Here is a 15,325-nt window from a genome sequence, read left to right as displayed (position 1 = left end):
GCGCCCGACCAGAGATGCAAAGACGCCACTTGTTTTTTCGACGATGAAAACGCGAGCTACTGCAGTCGCCTGCGCTCCATTGCGATCACCGACGTTTCGAATCCCAGGCTGGAGAAAAACGCTTCGGCGCCCTCACGCCCTGCACGTAGTACCCAAGTGATATCCGGTTTATCGCCCATCACATGTTCGACCATTGCAAGACCAATCCCGGCCCGCCGCTGCTGCCCGTCGACCACCACCATCGACAGGTAACCGTTGGATAAACCATCACTGATTCCGCGGGCGAAACCGACGATCCGCCCACCTTTCAGCGCAACAGCTGTGCGTTGGGAGTTTTGGATAAGTTGCGCGAAATGTTCTGCCGAGCCGGTGCGGTGCGCCCAGCCATGTTCAGCGAGAAACTGCCTGACCTGTTCCACTTCGCTGGGCAACAGGTCGCGTATTGAAAAGTCCTTGTTCATCCTTTGATCAAATCCTTGAAGTAGGTTTTCGAGCGTTCGAAAAGAGTAGACGGTCAGGACTTGCCCCACGTCTGCACTGCAAACTCGACGAACCGCCGCAATTTCGGCAAACGGTAGCGATCCTGAGCGTAGAGCAGGTGCATCGGCCGGCTCGGCGGTTGGTAGTCGGGGATTACCGTCACCAGTTTGCCGTCGCGCAGATCCTGTTCCACCAGCGCATCGGGCAGCATGACGATGCCCATGCCGGTGCGCGCGGCCTGATGCAACCCGGCGGAGCTGTTGAGTAGCATCGGCCCTTTGACATCGACCATCACTTCGCCGTCCGGCCCACTTAGGCGCCATTCTTTCTCGACCGACTGCCAGTCATCGCCGGCAGGGTAGGCGAAGGACAGGCAGTCATGCTGACGCAAGTCGTCGGGTGTGAGCGGCATACCGCGTCGCGCCACGTAATCCGGGGAGGCGCACACGGTCAGGGTGTAGTCGATGAGCGGCCGGGCGATCAGATTGGTCGCTTCGAAATTGCCCAGTCGAAATGCCACATCGAGGCCATTTTCCAGCAACTCCGGACGCCGGTTGGTCAGTGCTACATCGAGTTTGAGCTGCGGGTATTGCAGTGAGAATTCGCTGAGTGCCGGGGCCAGACGTTCGACGCCGAAGGTCAACGGCGCGGTGATACGCAGAGTGCCGCGCGGCTCATCGAGGGTCTGTTCGGCCAGACGTTCGGAGTCGGCCACCAAGCCCAAGACTTCCAGGCAACGCTGGTAGTAAACGCTGCCGAACTCGGTCAAACGTTGGCGGCGAGTTGTGCGCTGGAGCAGTTGCACGCCGAGTCGTTGTTCCAGTGACCGCAGGTGATTTCCTACCATGGTCGTGGACATTTCGCACTGCAACGCGGCCGCCGTCATGCTGCCAGCCTCCACGACTTTGACGTAAACGCTCATCGACTGGAACAGATCCATTATCAAGCTCTGCTTTTAAATGATTGAGGTTTTGCCGAGTTTATCCAGTTCAGGTGGATAACCATACTGCCAGCACACCGAACCTGTGCTGGAGTACACCGAGATGACCGCCGCCCTGATGAATACCTATCAACCACTGGCCCTGAGCTTCACCAAGGGCCTGGGCACACGACTGTGGGATCAGGCCGGTCGCGAGTTTCTGGATGCGGTGGCCGGTGTGGCGGTGACCAATGTCGGCCACTCACACCCGCGCATCGTCTCGGCCATCAGCGAGCAGGCCGGACTGTTGCTGCACACCTCCAATCTTTACTGCATCGACTGGCAGCAGCAACTGGCGCAGAAACTCACACAACTGTCGGGGATGCAGCGCGCGTTCTTCAACAACTCCGGCGCCGAGGCCAATGAAACCGCGCTGAAACTGGCACGCTTATACGGCTGGCGCAAAGGCATCGAACAGCCGCTGGTGGTGGTGATGGCCAACGCTTTTCATGGCCGCACCTTGGGCACCTTGTCCGCCAGTGATGGGCCGGCGGTGCGCCTGGGTTTCAACGAACTGCCGGGAGATTTCGTCAAAGTCCCGTTCGGCGATCTGGCCGCGCTGGAGCAGGTGCAGCAACGGCATGGCGCGCGCATCGTGGCGATTCTGGTCGAGCCGATTCAGGGTGAAAGCGGCGTGCAACTGCCGCCGCCGGGCTACCTCAAAGCCTTGCGGGACCTGTGTAGCCGTCACGCCTGGCTGCTGATGCTCGACGAAATCCAGACTGGCATTGGCCGCACCGGTCGGTGGTTCGCATTCCAGCACGAAGGTATCGTCCCGGATGTCATGACCCTCGCCAAAGGCCTGGGCAACGGCGTGCCGATCGGCGCTTGCTTGGCGCGGGGCAGAGCGGCGGACCTGTTCACGCCGGGCAGTCACGGCAGCACCTTCGGCGGCAATCCGCTGGCCTGCCGGGTAGGCTGCACCGTACTCGAGATCATCGAAGAACAAGGCTTGCTGGAAAATGCCCGGATTCAAGGTGAACGCCTGATCACTCGGCTGCGCGCAGAACTGACGGACAACCCGAACGTGCAGGCGATTCGTGGCCAAGGCCTGATGATCGGCATCGAGCTGAAACAACCGATCCGTGATCTGACCCTGATCACGGCGCGCGATCATGGGCTGCTGATCAACGTCACCCGCGGCAAAACCATCCGGCTGCTGCCGCCACTGACGATTGATGAGCGCGAGGTGGAGATGATTGTCAGAGGTGTGGCGCGGGCGCTGGATGGGGTGTGATCGTCCGCTCATTCTTCAGACACATGCCTGACGACGGTATTACCTGCACGCAATTGGGCAATTGATCTGATCAGTCGCTGCGCATTGGCTGGAGAGCGAAGCAGATATGCGGTCTCATCCAGTTCGTGGTTCTGATCAGCCCTCGGCATAGGGGGCGTGTCTTTTTCGACACGATCTACTGTTCCGGTCAAATGCATGTGGGCAAGGGTGCCAGTTACGGTTGGCTTGCTGGAGTCCATGAAAAGGCGATACCTAGCGTGATTGATGCGCAAACGGGTCATCTGCGCTGCACTGAGTATCGCCGAACTCTGTTCGAGACGTTTCTGAGACTTCTGTAATCCCGTTCCCAGGAAACTGACGTCCGAGGGGCCGCTTGCAAACATTCTGCAGGAGGCGTCCTACTTCGGATAATCCGACAAATCCGGCGCGAGCATCCGGGTCCTCGGGGCGCCGTTCGAGTTGTGCTGATAGATCTCGCGCGGCTGCCCTTGCTCATTGAAAAACACCTGGCCAATCCCCGCTGAGTTCCACAGTCGCTCACCCGCTTCAGCATGTTCCGGCACATACGGCACGATGCGCATGAGCCTGCGTTTGGTCAGCCAGTTGAGCGGTGAACGTGGCGAGTAGAGCCAGCGGTTGAGGCGGTCGAACCATTCGAGCAGGGTCTTGGGGAATTCGTTCTTGATGCCGCTGCTAGTGACTTGCCAGATGCGCGGGCCGGCCTTGCGGTGTCGGATAAGGACTTCGTAGACGAAGGAATAATGCACATCGCCGGACAGCACCACGTAATTCCCCGGTGTACGCGTGTGTCGGAAAATGTTCAGGATCACCTGCGCTGCGCCGCGATGGGCCATCCAGTTTTCCGCGTCGACCAGCAGTGGATAGCCACACCAACTGAATATCCGCTGCACGGTTTCGATCAGCTTCACGCCGAAGATCGGCGCCGGGGACACGATGATTGCTGACGGATGATCGAGCAGTTCCTGTTGCAGTTCGCTCAGGGCTTCCCAGTCCAGCAAGCCTGACGGCTGCTTGAGCGCCATCTCGCTGCGCCAGCGTCGGGTGCGCGTGTCGATCACCACCAGCGCCGGGCTGGTTGGCAACACGAAGTGCCAGTGCTGGAAGCGCAACAACTCGTCGATCAGAGCGTCCTGCACCGGGCTGTCGAGATAACGGTCGTCGCCGCTGGCGCTGAGGCTTCGGGTTTTCTCCAACAGAGCGTCGAAGGCATCAGGATTATTGCCCCAGCCCTGGCACAACATGTAGGCAATCAGCGCATTGCCGATGATGCGTTTGGAGAAGGGATGGCCGTAGGCCGTTTCCTCCCATTGCGCGGAAAGATTCCAGTCATCGGTAATGTCGTGGTCGTCGAAAATCATCAGGCTTGGCAGATGCGCCAAGGCGCGCGCGACGTTGCCCAAGCCTGCGGTGAAGGCATTGATCCGAGTCTGTTCGAGGGCATAACGCTTGGCGCGCTCGGGCGTCAGCACCGGCGGCTGCGGCTCGATCAGCGTCCACGGCGTCGGCGACCACACCAGCATGTACATCGCCATCACTTCGGCAAATGTCACCAGGTGATTGTCGGCACTGCTGCTGGTGAAAATCGGCTTTCGCGCACCGCCGAAAAATCGCTCGCGCAATGTCTCGTTGCTCTCAAGCGCCGGTAACAAATCCGCACGGTGGTAGTAGCTGGCCGGGTGTTCATAGAGTTTCGCGCTGTCACTGACAACCGCACCTTCGAGGTGCTCTTCGAACAGACCAAGGCGTTCGATCAGCGCATGAATCGCGCGCAGCATCGGCCCGGCGACATCGTCGGCGTAGACCTGATCGCCGCTCATCATCAACAGGGCGGGGCGTTGTTGCGGATCGGTTTCAGCCGACAACAGTTGATCGACGCACAGCAAACCATCGGCTGCCGGGTGATGCGGCTTACGGCAGGAGCCGTGCAGCAGCTGATCGATGCGCGAGCGAATCACGAAATTCGGGCAGATGGCATCGGCATAGAGCAGGTGCGCAGCCCAATCGGCGATCCCGGTTTTGCCTTCGATCAGCAAGTCATAGTCGATGCGCGTGTCGCAGGGCAGGGCGCTTTCGAGAACGACATCAATCAGATGCACGAACGCGCGGGCGCCTACAGGGATGACTGTGCATTTCGTCTCGTCGAGAGGAATATCTCCCACACCTTGCAGACGCAAAGTCAGCGACAGCGGGCGAGTGCCCACCAGCCACATCACGCAGCGCGCAGGTTCCAGCCGCCGCAACAGCGGGCCGGCCAAAACCGGTGGCAACGGGTTCAATTCATCAAGCGGTCGGGACATTCAGGGTCAAGGCTCTGGGCGCGCAGGCCGGCGATGATAGCGCAGCCGGCGCCCATTGCCCTTAAGCGAGGCTTAAGATTCGCTTTTCTTCAACTTCAGATCGAGCCGGTTGAAGGCCTCCAGCGAAAGTGGACAGCCAGATATCAAAATAGTAGCTTCGCGCCACTTTCTTCATCTGCGTAACGGACTACACATGCCTACCGTTTCTTCTGTCTCACGCCTGCTCGGCGCGTTCCTCCTCGCCATCGTAATGACCCCGGCGCTTGCCGACCGGGATGAAACCCCGGAGGTCGCCTGGAAGGGATACCTCTCCGATTGTGAGCGTTTTCAGCAAGTAGTGAACAACGTTCAAAACGGGACCATGACTGCCAGGGAAGCGATGGTCCGCGTCGATAACTTGAATCAAACTGTTTTCGCCCATCACGAGCAACTCGCCCAGGCAAGCCTTGCCTCTCCAGAGTATGCCCGTTGCAAAAACGTCATTGCCCAAGCGACCGAGATCTGGCACAACGAACATTACGTCCAGGACAAAGAGATTCTACAGCAAGCCTTCGCGTCACAGGCCGAGCATTTGGAGTCCCCGCAGTACAAGCGCGCCCGCGCTCTGGGCTTTAGCGACGTCGGCGAACTCGGCAAGCTCAAGGAACTCGCCCGGGATTCGGAAACGGATGGTGAAGCATATCTGAAGACGTTGATGATTACGGTCGACTGGGGCTGCGGCCGACATTTCCGCGCTGTGCGCTACGTCAAACCCTATGTGATCTACACCGCCCATCCCGATGAGGGCAGCTGCGCAATCTATAGAGAGGTCGCGGTGCTGGGTGGAGAACTGGTGGAGAGGGGCGAGACCATCGATCAGGAAGCGGTTTTTCAATACGTGGGATGGAAGAAGCTGGAAGGCCCAGGTGGGTTTCCCATCGACATTCGAGTGGTAAAAGTGCGGGAGTAATCCGGAGGGCAGTTTCTTCAGATCGCGTGTCTGATTACAGAATGTCCTTCAAATAACCTTTGAGCGCGAGGAGCGGCGCATCGAGCTGCTCCATCGTCTGCGCGTGGCTGAGCTCGGCGGTCAATCGTTGCAGCTCACGCCCCAGCGGCTTGTCCACACCCCCCAAGGCGCTCAGCGCCAGACTCAGGCATTCATTCAGCTTGAGCTGAATTGTCTCGACATCGCCACGGCGCACCAGCAACTCGAAAACGTCGCGGTCGTAATCACCCATCACCAGATCATCGCGCAGAATGGGGCTGACGCCTTCTTCCTCGTAAGCGAGTTTCAGGCAGAACAGGGCGACGGCTTCCAGTGACAATTGCATGGTGCAAATCCTTCGGGAGTTAGGGTTTGGAGCACGGGATCAAAAGATTCGGGCCGCGATTGTAGGAACGTGGCTGGGCTTTTTCCAACCCGATGTTTCAAAGCCCGTTTTTTGAGAAGTATCGACTCGGCGCATCGCCCAGCACACGCCTGAAAACACTGGTGAACGCGCTGGGGCTGCTGTAACCCAGATCGGTCGCGACGCGCGTGATTGACTCGCCGTTGCCCAGCCGTACGACGGCCATCAACAGGCACGCCTGCTGACGCCATTCGACGAAACTGATACCGGTTTGCTGGCGGAACAGCCGGGTGAATGTACGGCGGCTCATGCCGACCTGCTGGCTCATATGATCAATGCCGATTTCCAGCGACGGTTGTTCGAGCAATCTGCTGCGACAGGCCTGAATCAGCCGTGGCTCGCTCGGCAGCGGTGCATTCAGCGACAGCGGCGGCATGTCGGCGATTTCATGCAGCAACAAGCTCATCAGGTGACCGTCACGCTGCTGCTCGGCATACAGCGCCGGCACGTCAATCGCGCGGATCAGCAACTGCCGCAGCAATGTCGACACGCCAAACACCTGACAATGCGCCGGCAGACCAACCCGTTCTACGGCGCTGCTGCGGATGTAAGTGTTAAGCATCGTCACCGGCCCATTCATGCTCATCTCATGCGGCACGCCCGCCGGCACCCAGATCGCCCGCTGTGGTGGCACCACCCAATTGCCCTGATCGGTGAACACGGTAATCACCCCGCAAGCCGCATAGGCAAACTGCCCGCGTTGATGCGTATGCAGCACAAAGTGCTGACCGTCTCGATAGTCATTGGCCGTGACCACCGCATCGCGGGGGATATTTTCGTGAAGATCCAGTTCAGTTTCGCGCATGGCCCGAATTTAATGATGTGTGACCTGATAGTGCAAGCGAGCCAACGCACTGATTCCTCATAGTGACGCTTTGGTTGGCGCACACAGCCGCCGACCCTCACGTCTGGAATCCTCGCGCGATGCAAAAGAAACACTTGGCCCTGGCCATATTGGTGACAGCTGTCTGGGGGCTAAACTTTCCAATCACCAAACTGGGACTGGCCGCAGTTGATCCACTGTTGCTGACGGCGCTGCGCTTTACCTTGGCGGCATTACCTTGGGTGTTTTTTGTGCAGCGTCCAGCAATCGCCATCGGTTGGTTGGCTGCATATGGACTCATCTTCGGCGTCGCAATGTGGGCGCTGATCAACCTCGGCATCGAAATGGGCGTGCCGCCAGGAACCGCCGCGCTGTTAATCCAGTTCAGTGCTTTTTTCACTTTGGGTTGGGGCGTCTTGCTGTTTCGCGAGCGCCTGAGCCTGGGACAAATTGCCGGCGTAATACTTGCCGCCCTTGGCTTGATCAGCATCATCGTCGCCAGCCCCGGACACGCGGCAACGGTCGGCTACGGATTGTTGCTGGTGAGCGCATTCAGCTGGAGCGTCGGCAACGTCATCATCAAACAGTCGAAAGTGCGCGAGATGTTTGCCTTCGTAGTATGGGCCAGCCTGTTTCCACCGATCCCGTTGCTGATCCTCACTTGGCTCGCGCATGGAACAGCGCCGTTTACCAATCTGGTGACGCACTTCGAGTGGATGGCCGTGTTCTCGCTGTTGTTCCAGGTCTACGCGGCAACACTGTTCTGTTACTGGGGCTGGAACCTGTTGCTGCGCGAATACCCGGTGTCGAAAGTTGCGCCGCTTTCGTTGTTGATTCCGGTGTTTGGGATCGCGGGGTCGATGCTGATGCTTGGGCACAGGATTGAGTTTAGTGAAGGGTTTTCGATTGGGTTGATTCTGGCGGCGTTGGTGGTGGGGATGGTGAAGGGGCGGGGGGTATTGGGTAGGAGGGTGGCAGTCAGTTGATGCGCTACCCACTTTCCTCCAGACGAAAAAAAGGCCTTGCTAAGCAAGACCTTTTTTCATTGTGCTGGTGCCCGAGGGAGACTGTAGTGTTCCAGTAAACTCAAGGCCTCCAGAGAGGTTTGCTTTCTAGGGATACACGTAGGGATACATGCTCGCCATTACTGGGGGCAGTATGAAGAGTTTCAGCGATTCCATGCAATCCATTCAGTCACTCCTCCACTGAGACGCCTGGTATGTGCGGCTCGTTCAGCATTGGTAACGATCCTTTATAACTCGGTCGAAATAGCCCCCTTTTGACGGTGCGTTAATCAGCCCTTGATACACGTTCAATGGTACGCGGCAAAAGTCGTACGTTTTTCCTTGCTTGAAGGTGATCTTCATTCGGTTGGTCGCCGGGTCGTAACCTACAGCTGTGATCGCACTTGAGTTCACACGAACCATTTCCATTGGGACGTCCTTTCATGGGGGAGCTAACCGATATGTCAGCATCACTAAACATCGTAGCTCACGATATCCATTCAGCCTGTTCAAGCCGGGGTCGATTGGGGCTACCATTTTATCGATTCACAATTCATTAGACCGGAGTGGCAATGACGAGATCGGTAGAAACCAATCGGGATCCGATTCCGAAATCTACAACGATGATGCTTGACGCTGCCGTCAAATGGATTGGTTGGTTGGAAAATTACCCAGGCTGGAAAGAATGGAATCGAGAAAGATTTAGCCGCACGCTCTACGACGACAATCTGGTTCCAGATGCTGATGAGGCAGAGCAACGTGTGTTTGTGTTTTCTGACGACGTGGAACGTCAACACGCTGTGGTATTTTAGTACCTCAGCCTGCAACAGACTTCAGCGGCCCTCAGGGAGTGTGAATACTACTTTCGACGATTTCCCTTTCACGGCTTGCCTGTCACACATTCGGATCACATCACGAACATCTGCGAGATGTACTTCGGACGTTTCTACGAGTTCAGGGAGCGTTTGAAGAAGTATCTCAATGTGGTTGCGGTGGCTGCACCGACACACCGAATTGACGTGGGAGGGTTTATCAAGATTTTTGATAAAGAGTTCGATGGTGAGCTAAGAGCCCGTAACTCAGTGCACCACCACTCTCGTTTCGAGGATGCGGCTATCGAGCGTGTGTTTCTAACTCACGTCGTCTCGACCGGACTTTCTGGAAATGGGTGGAAGGCAGAGCGCCAGGCTGCCTACCGCAAAGTTACGCAAGAATGGGCTGCCAGGGTCAGAAAGCGAGCGTCCAAGCTGGAAGAGTTTATGGAGGCTGCTGCTCAGTTGACTTTGAGTAGCTGTGACTTTCTATCGGTTAGTCTCGCACCCAGCGATACGAACTCTTGATCTCGTGTAGCAAATCCGCAAAGTCGAAGTGAAAAGGCTGGCCAGCTAATCCCACAAACAAAACATTCCTGGAATTGGGTCGAAGGCGTTTGGGCCAGGAAAAATTTCTTGCTGACCTGCTTGCGCTTGCCGGCTTATTCAGCGTCGGCGAAGATCAGTTGTTTCATTCGGGTGGATAACAATATCGACCTATTTCAGCAGATTCGGTGTTTCACTTTCAAAGTTTACCTAACCAAGGAATGAGCCGAGAACTCAAGGATTCACATTGATGTCAATTTCCATCGCGAGTTTCTTCCAACCTTATACAAAGTTCCTCCATGGCGCGGCCTACAATTTGCACCAGATTTTAGAAGGCCTTGGCATCGTGTCATCGAGCTTCACCGAACGTGACGATGTCGGAAAAATCATTGGCGGCTACTGGTCGCCCGATGAAGCTATGGTGATCACGCTGGGTTTTCTGGTGATGCTGTCACTGCTGCTGATTCCCTTGCTGTCAGCAGCGGCTTACACGGTCGGCAAAAAACGGGGCGTGCTCATCTTCTTCGCACTCTTGTTCTTTCCGGGCGTGTTGAACAGCGTGGGCCTATTCCCCATCATCAATTACCTGCCCACCCGCTACACTATCCACGGGGTGGGGAATTTAGGTAGCGAGGTCGGGCTAATTCCCCTGTTGATGCTGTGCGCCATCACTGGATGGGCCATCATGGTTCTTGCCTATGACAACCTCAACCTCACCGAACGCTTCCGCCAGATCTACGATCACTTTTGGTTCCCGCTTGCCTTAGTCGCAGCGGTGTTTTTTGTGGCGGACAACGGCGCCAACGAAGACACCGCATTGCTGAAGGGGGCGACGGCGAACATCCAGGATGCCAGCGGTTACTTGTTGGGCCAAATCAGGCGCTACGACGACTACTGCAAGGCAAATGGCCTGGATGACCTGAGGTCGTGCCAGTGGAGTCGCTATTCGCAATGGACGTTCACGAATATTAAGGAAGGTGAAGCCGGCTACTTCATCGACTTCGCACCGGATGATTCCAAAGGGTTTTATTCCGCGAGTCGCAGGACCGTAAGCAATGAGGATGTGATTGCCATTCGCAGAGAGATCGCCGAATACAATCAAAGATTGTGCCCTGTGAAGTACTTTTCCAGTGATCTCTCGCAGTCATCGCCGCTCTCCAGCACCTGTGAGTATGTCCCTCACCACTATTGCTCGGCCAAACCTGATGGTCCGCCAAGTGTTGTGAACGACGGTATCGGCAGCCATACCGTGGCCTTGGCCAGCGAATGCATCATCCCCCGGCTCGCCGCTGCCAAGCCCTACTTGAAGCAGCTGTCAACGCTGGTCATCCAACATGACAAAGCCAAGAATCATCGTTGGTTGTATTTCCTCGCCGTCGCTGTAGCGATCGGAGCAAAAGTGGCTCTGGCCACCACAAAGCTATGCCTGATTGATGTGCGACCTGCGGACGACAGGCGTCGAGTCCTACGGGCTGTACGGTACCGTCTAGGCCAGTGCGTCCGTTTACTGAAGCGTTTGGTGGTCGGTTCCGGCCAATGGGCATGGTTCGCTGCTAAGAGCGTATCCAAGCTATCCAAGCGGGGGTAGCCCGGCCAGACTGACATTTTTGCGAGTAGAGGAAATGGGGACGGATTTATTATTGGCAACAGTCGGCATCAAAACATTTGATCAGTCTGAAGCACTGGCGGGAGAGCATGGAAGCACAGCCTGATAGCCGAGGTTGTGCATCACATCGCCAAGTTCGAACTGCTTTCCGAAAACTCACGAAGCTTCGCAAACACCCAAAACCCAACATACTCGGGCGGGCGTTTGTACAGACCCCGTTAGTAGCAATCCCAGTAACTGATCATGCGTGCTTGCGTCGTGCGAAAGTACGCCTGATTGTCGCGAATGAAACGACCGTAAAGCACGGGATCGAGCACCGGCAGATGCGCTTCAATGGTTTCGAGAATCTGGATGACGTACTCGCCCGTCAGCTGCAGCACAAACGGGACAACCCACGTTTCATGCACTGACAGAATCCGCTCCAGATGACGTTGGCGTACATGACCATCGTGGTGTCGTGTCAGAAGACACGAGTACAAGATGCTCTGGGTTTCCGTCAGGTGGAGGAAATGGGGACGGATTTATTTTTGGCCGCAGTCGGCATCAAAACACTTGATCAAGCTGAAGCACTGGCGAGAGAACATGGGAGTAGAGCCTGATAGCTGAGGTCGTGCATCACATCGTCAATCTCGACCTGCTTTCGAAAACTCTCGAAGCTTCGCAACCACCCTAAATCCAACATACTCAGACGGGTGTTTGTAAAGACGCCGGTAGTAGCAATCCCAGTAACTGATCATGCGTGCTTGCGTCGTGCAAAAGTACGCCGAATTGTCGCGAATGAAACGACCGTAAAGCACGGGATCGAGCGTCGGCAGTTGCGCTTCAATGGTTTCAAGAATCTGGATGACGTACTCGCCCGTCAGCTGCAGCACAAACGGGACAACCCACGTTTCATGCACTGACAGAATCCGCTCCAGATGACGTTGGCGCACATGACCGTCGTGGTGTCGTGTCAGAAGGCACGAGTAAAAAATTCTCTGGGTTTCAGTCAGGTGGGGAAAGGTATCCTCATAATCATGAGGATAGATCCGGTAGGGGATGGATAATTTCTCGTCATCGACTCGGACTTCTATGAATCGATGCGTTGCCACGTGCGTCTGGCCGAGCTGGCCCATAACCTGGTCGAGAGCTTTCGCTTCTTGTTCAAGGCATGACGGAAACACTTGGTGTTCACGCGGGGTCATCACTCACTGAATCCTTTCAATTCCTTCGGCACCACGGACAGGTCGGAGGGCCCTACCCACTTTCCTCCAGACGAAAAAAAAGGCCTTGCTAAGCAAGACCTTTCTTAATTTTGGTGCCCCGAGGGAGACTCGAACTCCCACTCCTTTCGAAAACGGATTTTGAATCCGCCGCGTCTACCAATTCCGCCATCAGGGCTCAATGGCGGCGAAGTATAGAGATGAGATTACCGTCGGTCAATCAGGTACATAGAGAATTTTCACTATTTCGGCTAGACTTCCGGCCCCTGCTAGACGAACCCCATCATGCGCGTTGCTGACTTTACTTTCGAACTCCCTGATTCGCTGATCGCCCGCCACCCTTTGGCCGAGCGTCGCGGTAGTCGCCTGTTGACCCTCGATGGGGTCAGCGGCGCCCTGGCACACCGTCAATTCACTGATCTGCTGGAGCATTTGCGTCCGGGCGATCTGATGGTGTTCAACAATACCCGGGTGATTCCGGCGCGCCTGTTCGGGCAGAAGGAGTCCGGCGGCAAGCTGGAAATCCTCATCGAACGCGTGCTCGATACCCATCGCGTGTTGGCGCATGTGCGTTCCAGCAAGTCGCCGAAGCCGGGTTCGAAGATTCTCATCGATGGCGGTGGTGAAGCAGAAATGCTTGCCCGCCACGATGCGTTGTTCGAGTTGGGCTTCAGTGAAGAAGTGCTGCCGCTGCTCGACCGCGTCGGGCACATGCCGTTGCCTCCTTATATAGACCGCCCGGACGAAGGCTCGGATCGCGAGCGCTATCAGACGGTTTACGCCGAGAAACTCGGTGCGGTGGCGGCGCCGACGGCGGGGCTGCATTTCGATCAGGTGCTGATGGAAGCGATTGCCGCCAAAGGCGTCGAGACCGCGTTCGTCACGCTGCACGTTGGCGCCGGTACGTTCCAGCCTGTGCGCGTCGAAAAACTTGAAGATCACCACATGCACACCGAGTGGCTGGAAGTCGGCCAGGACGTGGTTGATGCAGTCGCCGCGTGCCGTGCGCGCGGCGGTCGGGTGATTGCCGTGGGCACCACCAGCGTGCGCTCGCTGGAAAGTGCCGCGCGCGATGGTGTGCTCAAGCCGTTCAGTGGCGACACCGATATCTTTATCTTCCCGGGCCGCCCGTTTCATGTGGTCGATGCCTTGGTGACCAATTTCCATTTGCCCGAATCCACGCTGTTGATGCTGGTTTCGGCGTTCGCCGGTTATCCCGAAACCATGGCCGCCTACAAGGCCGCCGTCGAAAACGGATACCGCTTTTTCAGCTACGGTGATGCGATGTTCATCACCCGCAATCCCGCGCCGACTGCCCCTAGTGAATCGGACCCAGAGGAAACAGTATGAGTCGCACCTGTCGTATGTCGTTCGAGCTGCTTGCCACCGATGGCAAGGCTCGCCGTGGTCGCCTGACCTTTCCGCGTGGCACCGTCGAGACCCCGGCTTTCATGCCGGTGGGTACTTACGGCACGGTCAAGGGCATGTTGCCGCGCGACATCGTCGCCACCGGCGCAGAAATGATTCTGGGCAACACCTTCCACCTGTGGCTGCGCCCTGGCACTGAAGTGATCAAGGGTCACGGCGACCTGCATGATTTCATGCAGTGGAAAGGCCCGATCCTGACCGACTCCGGCGGCTTCCAGGTGTTCAGCCTTGGCGCGATGCGCAAGATCAAGGAGGAGGGCGTGACCTTCGCTTCTCCGGTCGACGGCTCGAAAGTCTTCATGGGCCCGGAAGAATCGATGCAGGTTCAGCGCGATCTGGGTTCGGACGTCGTGATGATCTTCGACGAATGCACGCCGTACCCGGCTGACGAAGACGTCGCTCGTGTGTCGATGGAGCTGTCGTTGCGCTGGGCCCAGCGTTCGAAGAATGCCCACGGCGAGAATACCGCTGCACTGTTCGGTATCGTGCAGGGCGGCATGCACCAGGATCTGCGCAAGCGCTCGCTGGAAGGCCTCGACAAGATCGGCTTTGATGGCTTGGCCATTGGCGGTCTATCGGTGGGCGAACCGAAACACGAAATGATCAAGGTGCTGGATTATCTGCCGGGCCTGATGCCGGCTGACAAACCTCGTTACCTTATGGGCGTTGGCAAACCGGAAGATCTGGTTGAGGGTGTGCGCCGCGGTGTGGACATGTTCGATTGCGTGATGCCAACCCGTAATGCCCGCAATGGGCATCTGTTCATTGATACCGGCGTGCTGAAGATCCGTAACGCGTTCCATCGCCATGATGATTCGCCACTGGATCCGACCTGCGATTGCTATACCTGCCAGAACTTCTCGCGCGCTTATCTGCATCATCTGGACAAGTGCGGCGAAATGCTCGGCAGCATGCTCAATACCATCCACAATTTGCGCCATTATCAGGTGCTCATGGCTGGTTTGCGCGAGGCTATTCAACAGGGTACATTGGCCGCCTTTGTCGATGCCTTCTACGCCAAACGCGGGCTCCCCGTTCCGCCTTTGGACTGAGTTTTCTGACCCCAAGATTCAACATTTGCAACTGGAGTGCTAAATGAGCTTTTTTATCTCTAACGCCATGGCTGACGCTGCTGCACCGGCAGCTGCCGGCCCAATGGGCGGCGGTTTCGAGTGGATTTTCCTGGTCGGCTTCCTGGTCATCTTCTACCTGATGATCTGGCGTCCACAGGCCAAGCGCGCCAAAGAGCAGAAGAACCTGCTGAGCAGCCTTGCGAAGGGCGACGAAGTGGTCACCACCGGCGGCATCGCCGGCAAGATCACCAAAGTGGCCGATGACTTCGTGGTTCTGGAAGTTTCCGACACCGTGGAAATGAAGTTCCAGAAAGGCGCCATCGCTGCCACGCTGCCAAAAGGCACGCTGAAAGCGATCTAAAGGTTTCAACTTCTACTCAATCGACGGGGCGCGCAAGGCGCCCCGCGTTCATAACGGGCGGCGTG

General features: G+C 56.9%; 17 protein-coding genes and 1 tRNA gene. 9 read left to right on the top strand and 9 right to left on the bottom strand.

Annotation, left to right across the window (positions count from 1 at the left end; all coding sequences use genetic code 11):
* Nucleotides 1–56: 56 nt before the first annotated feature.
* Nucleotides 57–461, bottom strand: coding sequence for a GNAT family N-acetyltransferase (locus ACOI8A_RS08295; protein ID WP_420650881.1), 405 nt, complete (start codon nucleotides 459–461; stop codon nucleotides 57–59).
* A gap of 53 nt (nucleotides 462–514) precedes the next feature.
* Nucleotides 515–1,420, bottom strand: coding sequence for a LysR family transcriptional regulator (locus ACOI8A_RS08290; protein ID WP_420650882.1), 906 nt, complete (start codon nucleotides 1,418–1,420; stop codon nucleotides 515–517).
* Between the two features lie 103 nt (nucleotides 1,421–1,523).
* Here ACOI8A_RS08290 and ACOI8A_RS08285 point away from each other — a divergent pair, with 103 nt between their 5' ends.
* Nucleotides 1,524–2,696: an aspartate aminotransferase family protein gene (locus ACOI8A_RS08285; RefSeq protein ID WP_420650883.1), complete on the top strand. Its 1,173-nt coding sequence runs from the start codon at nucleotides 1,524–1,526 to the stop codon at nucleotides 2,694–2,696.
* A gap of 398 nt (nucleotides 2,697–3,094) precedes the next feature.
* Here the strand turns inward: ACOI8A_RS08285 and ACOI8A_RS08280 are convergent, their stop codons facing one another.
* The gene (locus ACOI8A_RS08280) at nucleotides 3,095–5,014 is read right to left on the bottom strand and encodes an alkaline phosphatase D family protein (protein ID WP_420650884.1); all 1,920 of its coding nucleotides are present in this window, start codon (nucleotides 5,012–5,014) and stop codon (nucleotides 3,095–3,097) included.
* A gap of 193 nt (nucleotides 5,015–5,207) precedes the next feature.
* On the opposite strand from ACOI8A_RS08280, the gene ACOI8A_RS08275 reads away from it, so the two are divergent.
* Nucleotides 5,208–5,963 carry a hypothetical protein gene (locus ACOI8A_RS08275; protein ID WP_420650885.1) on the top strand — a complete coding sequence of 252 codons (756 nt, stop codon included), beginning with the start codon at nucleotides 5,208–5,210 and terminating at the stop codon, nucleotides 5,961–5,963.
* Between the two features lie 34 nt (nucleotides 5,964–5,997).
* Here the strand turns inward: ACOI8A_RS08275 and ACOI8A_RS08270 are convergent, their stop codons facing one another.
* Together ACOI8A_RS08270 and ACOI8A_RS08265 are read right to left on the bottom strand one after the other, a co-directional pair.
* Nucleotides 5,998–6,327 (bottom strand): hypothetical protein, encoded by a 330-nt coding sequence (locus ACOI8A_RS08270; RefSeq protein WP_420650886.1) that lies wholly within the window; start codon nucleotides 6,325–6,327, stop codon nucleotides 5,998–6,000.
* 97 nt (nucleotides 6,328–6,424) lie between these two features.
* Nucleotides 6,425–7,210: an AraC family transcriptional regulator gene (locus ACOI8A_RS08265; RefSeq protein WP_420650887.1), complete on the bottom strand. Its 786-nt coding sequence runs from the start codon at nucleotides 7,208–7,210 to the stop codon at nucleotides 6,425–6,427.
* A 119-nt stretch (nucleotides 7,211–7,329) separates the two neighbouring features.
* Between ACOI8A_RS08265 and ACOI8A_RS08260 the strand changes: the two genes are divergently transcribed.
* A complete protein-coding gene (locus tag ACOI8A_RS08260; RefSeq protein ID WP_420650892.1) occupies nucleotides 7,330–8,214 on the top strand; it encodes an EamA family transporter in 885 nt (294 codons plus the stop codon).
* Between the two features lie 246 nt (nucleotides 8,215–8,460).
* Here ACOI8A_RS08260 and ACOI8A_RS08255 read toward each other — a convergent pair whose 3' ends face one another.
* Complete coding sequence (locus tag ACOI8A_RS08255) at nucleotides 8,461–8,661, bottom strand: KTSC domain-containing protein (RefSeq protein WP_025211987.1); 201 nt, start codon at nucleotides 8,659–8,661, stop codon at nucleotides 8,461–8,463.
* A gap of 143 nt (nucleotides 8,662–8,804) precedes the next feature.
* Here ACOI8A_RS08255 and ACOI8A_RS08250 point away from each other — a divergent pair, with 143 nt between their 5' ends.
* From ACOI8A_RS08250 to ACOI8A_RS08240, 3 genes are all read left to right on the top strand, one after another.
* On the top strand, nucleotides 8,805–9,044 hold the full coding sequence (locus ACOI8A_RS08250; RefSeq protein WP_420650888.1) for a hypothetical protein: 240 nt from the start codon (nucleotides 8,805–8,807) through the stop codon (nucleotides 9,042–9,044).
* Nucleotides 9,045–9,161: 117 nt separating this feature from the next.
* The gene (locus ACOI8A_RS08245) at nucleotides 9,162–9,572 is read left to right on the top strand and encodes a hypothetical protein (protein ID WP_420651216.1); all 411 of its coding nucleotides are present in this window, start codon (nucleotides 9,162–9,164) and stop codon (nucleotides 9,570–9,572) included.
* Between the two features lie 268 nt (nucleotides 9,573–9,840).
* On the top strand, nucleotides 9,841–11,178 hold the full coding sequence (locus ACOI8A_RS08240; protein ID WP_420650554.1) for a hypothetical protein: 1,338 nt from the start codon (nucleotides 9,841–9,843) through the stop codon (nucleotides 11,176–11,178).
* Nucleotides 11,179–11,414: 236 nt separating this feature from the next.
* Here ACOI8A_RS08240 and ACOI8A_RS08235 read toward each other — a convergent pair whose 3' ends face one another.
* The 3 genes from ACOI8A_RS08235 to ACOI8A_RS08225 all read right to left on the bottom strand — a co-directional run bounded on the left by ACOI8A_RS08235 (nucleotide 11,415) and on the right by ACOI8A_RS08225 (nucleotide 12,576).
* A complete protein-coding gene (locus ACOI8A_RS08235; protein WP_420650555.1) occupies nucleotides 11,415–11,603 on the bottom strand; it encodes a hypothetical protein in 189 nt (62 codons plus the stop codon).
* A 216-nt stretch (nucleotides 11,604–11,819) separates the two neighbouring features.
* Nucleotides 11,820–12,380 carry a hypothetical protein gene (locus tag ACOI8A_RS08230; RefSeq protein ID WP_420650556.1) on the bottom strand — a complete coding sequence of 187 codons (561 nt, stop codon included), beginning with the start codon at nucleotides 12,378–12,380 and terminating at the stop codon, nucleotides 11,820–11,822.
* Nucleotides 12,381–12,491: 111 nt separating this feature from the next.
* Nucleotides 12,492–12,576 (bottom strand) — tRNA-Leu (locus ACOI8A_RS08225).
* A gap of 107 nt (nucleotides 12,577–12,683) precedes the next feature.
* Between ACOI8A_RS08225 and queA the strand changes: the two genes are divergently transcribed.
* The 3 genes from queA to yajC are packed head-to-tail and all read left to right on the top strand — an operon-like array spanning nucleotide 12,684 to nucleotide 15,260.
* Nucleotides 12,684–13,748, top strand: a complete 1,065-nt coding sequence (gene queA, locus ACOI8A_RS08220) for a tRNA preQ1(34) S-adenosylmethionine ribosyltransferase-isomerase QueA (RefSeq protein ID WP_420650557.1) — start codon at nucleotides 12,684–12,686, stop codon at nucleotides 13,746–13,748.
* Between the two features lie 14 nt (nucleotides 13,749–13,762).
* The gene (tgt, locus tag ACOI8A_RS08215) at nucleotides 13,763–14,878 is read left to right on the top strand and encodes a tRNA guanosine(34) transglycosylase Tgt (RefSeq protein ID WP_420650625.1); all 1,116 of its coding nucleotides are present in this window, start codon (nucleotides 13,763–13,765) and stop codon (nucleotides 14,876–14,878) included.
* A 43-nt stretch (nucleotides 14,879–14,921) separates the two neighbouring features.
* Nucleotides 14,922–15,260 carry a preprotein translocase subunit YajC gene (gene yajC, locus ACOI8A_RS08210; RefSeq protein ID WP_003227923.1) on the top strand — a complete coding sequence of 113 codons (339 nt, stop codon included), beginning with the start codon at nucleotides 14,922–14,924 and terminating at the stop codon, nucleotides 15,258–15,260.
* Nucleotides 15,261–15,325 lie beyond the last annotated feature (65 nt).

It is taken from the genome of Pseudomonas sp. P4795 (assembly GCF_048822895.1).
Taxonomy (GTDB): domain Bacteria; phylum Pseudomonadota; class Gammaproteobacteria; order Pseudomonadales; family Pseudomonadaceae; genus Aquipseudomonas.
The sequence above is the reverse complement of the archived record's forward strand: the minus strand, read 5'-3'. Positions and strand labels throughout refer to the sequence as shown.

Coding starts and splice junctions, on each gene's coding strand:
- ACOI8A_RS08295 (WP_420650881.1), bottom strand. CDS start 461: ATGAACAAGGACTTTTCAATACGCGACCTGTTGCCCAGCGAAGTGGAA.
- ACOI8A_RS08290 (WP_420650882.1), bottom strand. CDS start 1,420: ATGGATCTGTTCCAGTCGATGAGCGTTTACGTCAAAGTCGTGGAGGCT.
- ACOI8A_RS08285 (WP_420650883.1), top strand. CDS start 1,524: ATGACCGCCGCCCTGATGAATACCTATCAACCACTGGCCCTGAGCTTC.
- ACOI8A_RS08280 (WP_420650884.1), bottom strand. CDS start 5,014: ATGTCCCGACCGCTTGATGAATTGAACCCGTTGCCACCGGTTTTGGCC.
- ACOI8A_RS08275 (WP_420650885.1), top strand. CDS start 5,208: ATGCCTACCGTTTCTTCTGTCTCACGCCTGCTCGGCGCGTTCCTCCTC.
- ACOI8A_RS08270 (WP_420650886.1), bottom strand. CDS start 6,327: ATGCAATTGTCACTGGAAGCCGTCGCCCTGTTCTGCCTGAAACTCGCT.
- ACOI8A_RS08265 (WP_420650887.1), bottom strand. CDS start 7,210: ATGCGCGAAACTGAACTGGATCTTCACGAAAATATCCCCCGCGATGCG.
- ACOI8A_RS08260 (WP_420650892.1), top strand. CDS start 7,330: ATGCAAAAGAAACACTTGGCCCTGGCCATATTGGTGACAGCTGTCTGG.
- ACOI8A_RS08255 (WP_025211987.1), bottom strand. CDS start 8,661: ATGGAAATGGTTCGTGTGAACTCAAGTGCGATCACAGCTGTAGGTTAC.
- ACOI8A_RS08250 (WP_420650888.1), top strand. CDS start 8,805: ATGACGAGATCGGTAGAAACCAATCGGGATCCGATTCCGAAATCTACA.
- ACOI8A_RS08245 (WP_420651216.1), top strand. CDS start 9,162: ATGTACTTCGGACGTTTCTACGAGTTCAGGGAGCGTTTGAAGAAGTAT.
- ACOI8A_RS08240 (WP_420650554.1), top strand. CDS start 9,841: ATGTCAATTTCCATCGCGAGTTTCTTCCAACCTTATACAAAGTTCCTC.
- ACOI8A_RS08230 (WP_420650556.1), bottom strand. CDS start 12,380: ATGACCCCGCGTGAACACCAAGTGTTTCCGTCATGCCTTGAACAAGAA.
- queA (WP_420650557.1), top strand. CDS start 12,684: ATGCGCGTTGCTGACTTTACTTTCGAACTCCCTGATTCGCTGATCGCC.
- tgt (WP_420650625.1), top strand. CDS start 13,763: ATGTCGTTCGAGCTGCTTGCCACCGATGGCAAGGCTCGCCGTGGTCGC.
- yajC (WP_003227923.1), top strand. CDS start 14,922: ATGAGCTTTTTTATCTCTAACGCCATGGCTGACGCTGCTGCACCGGCA.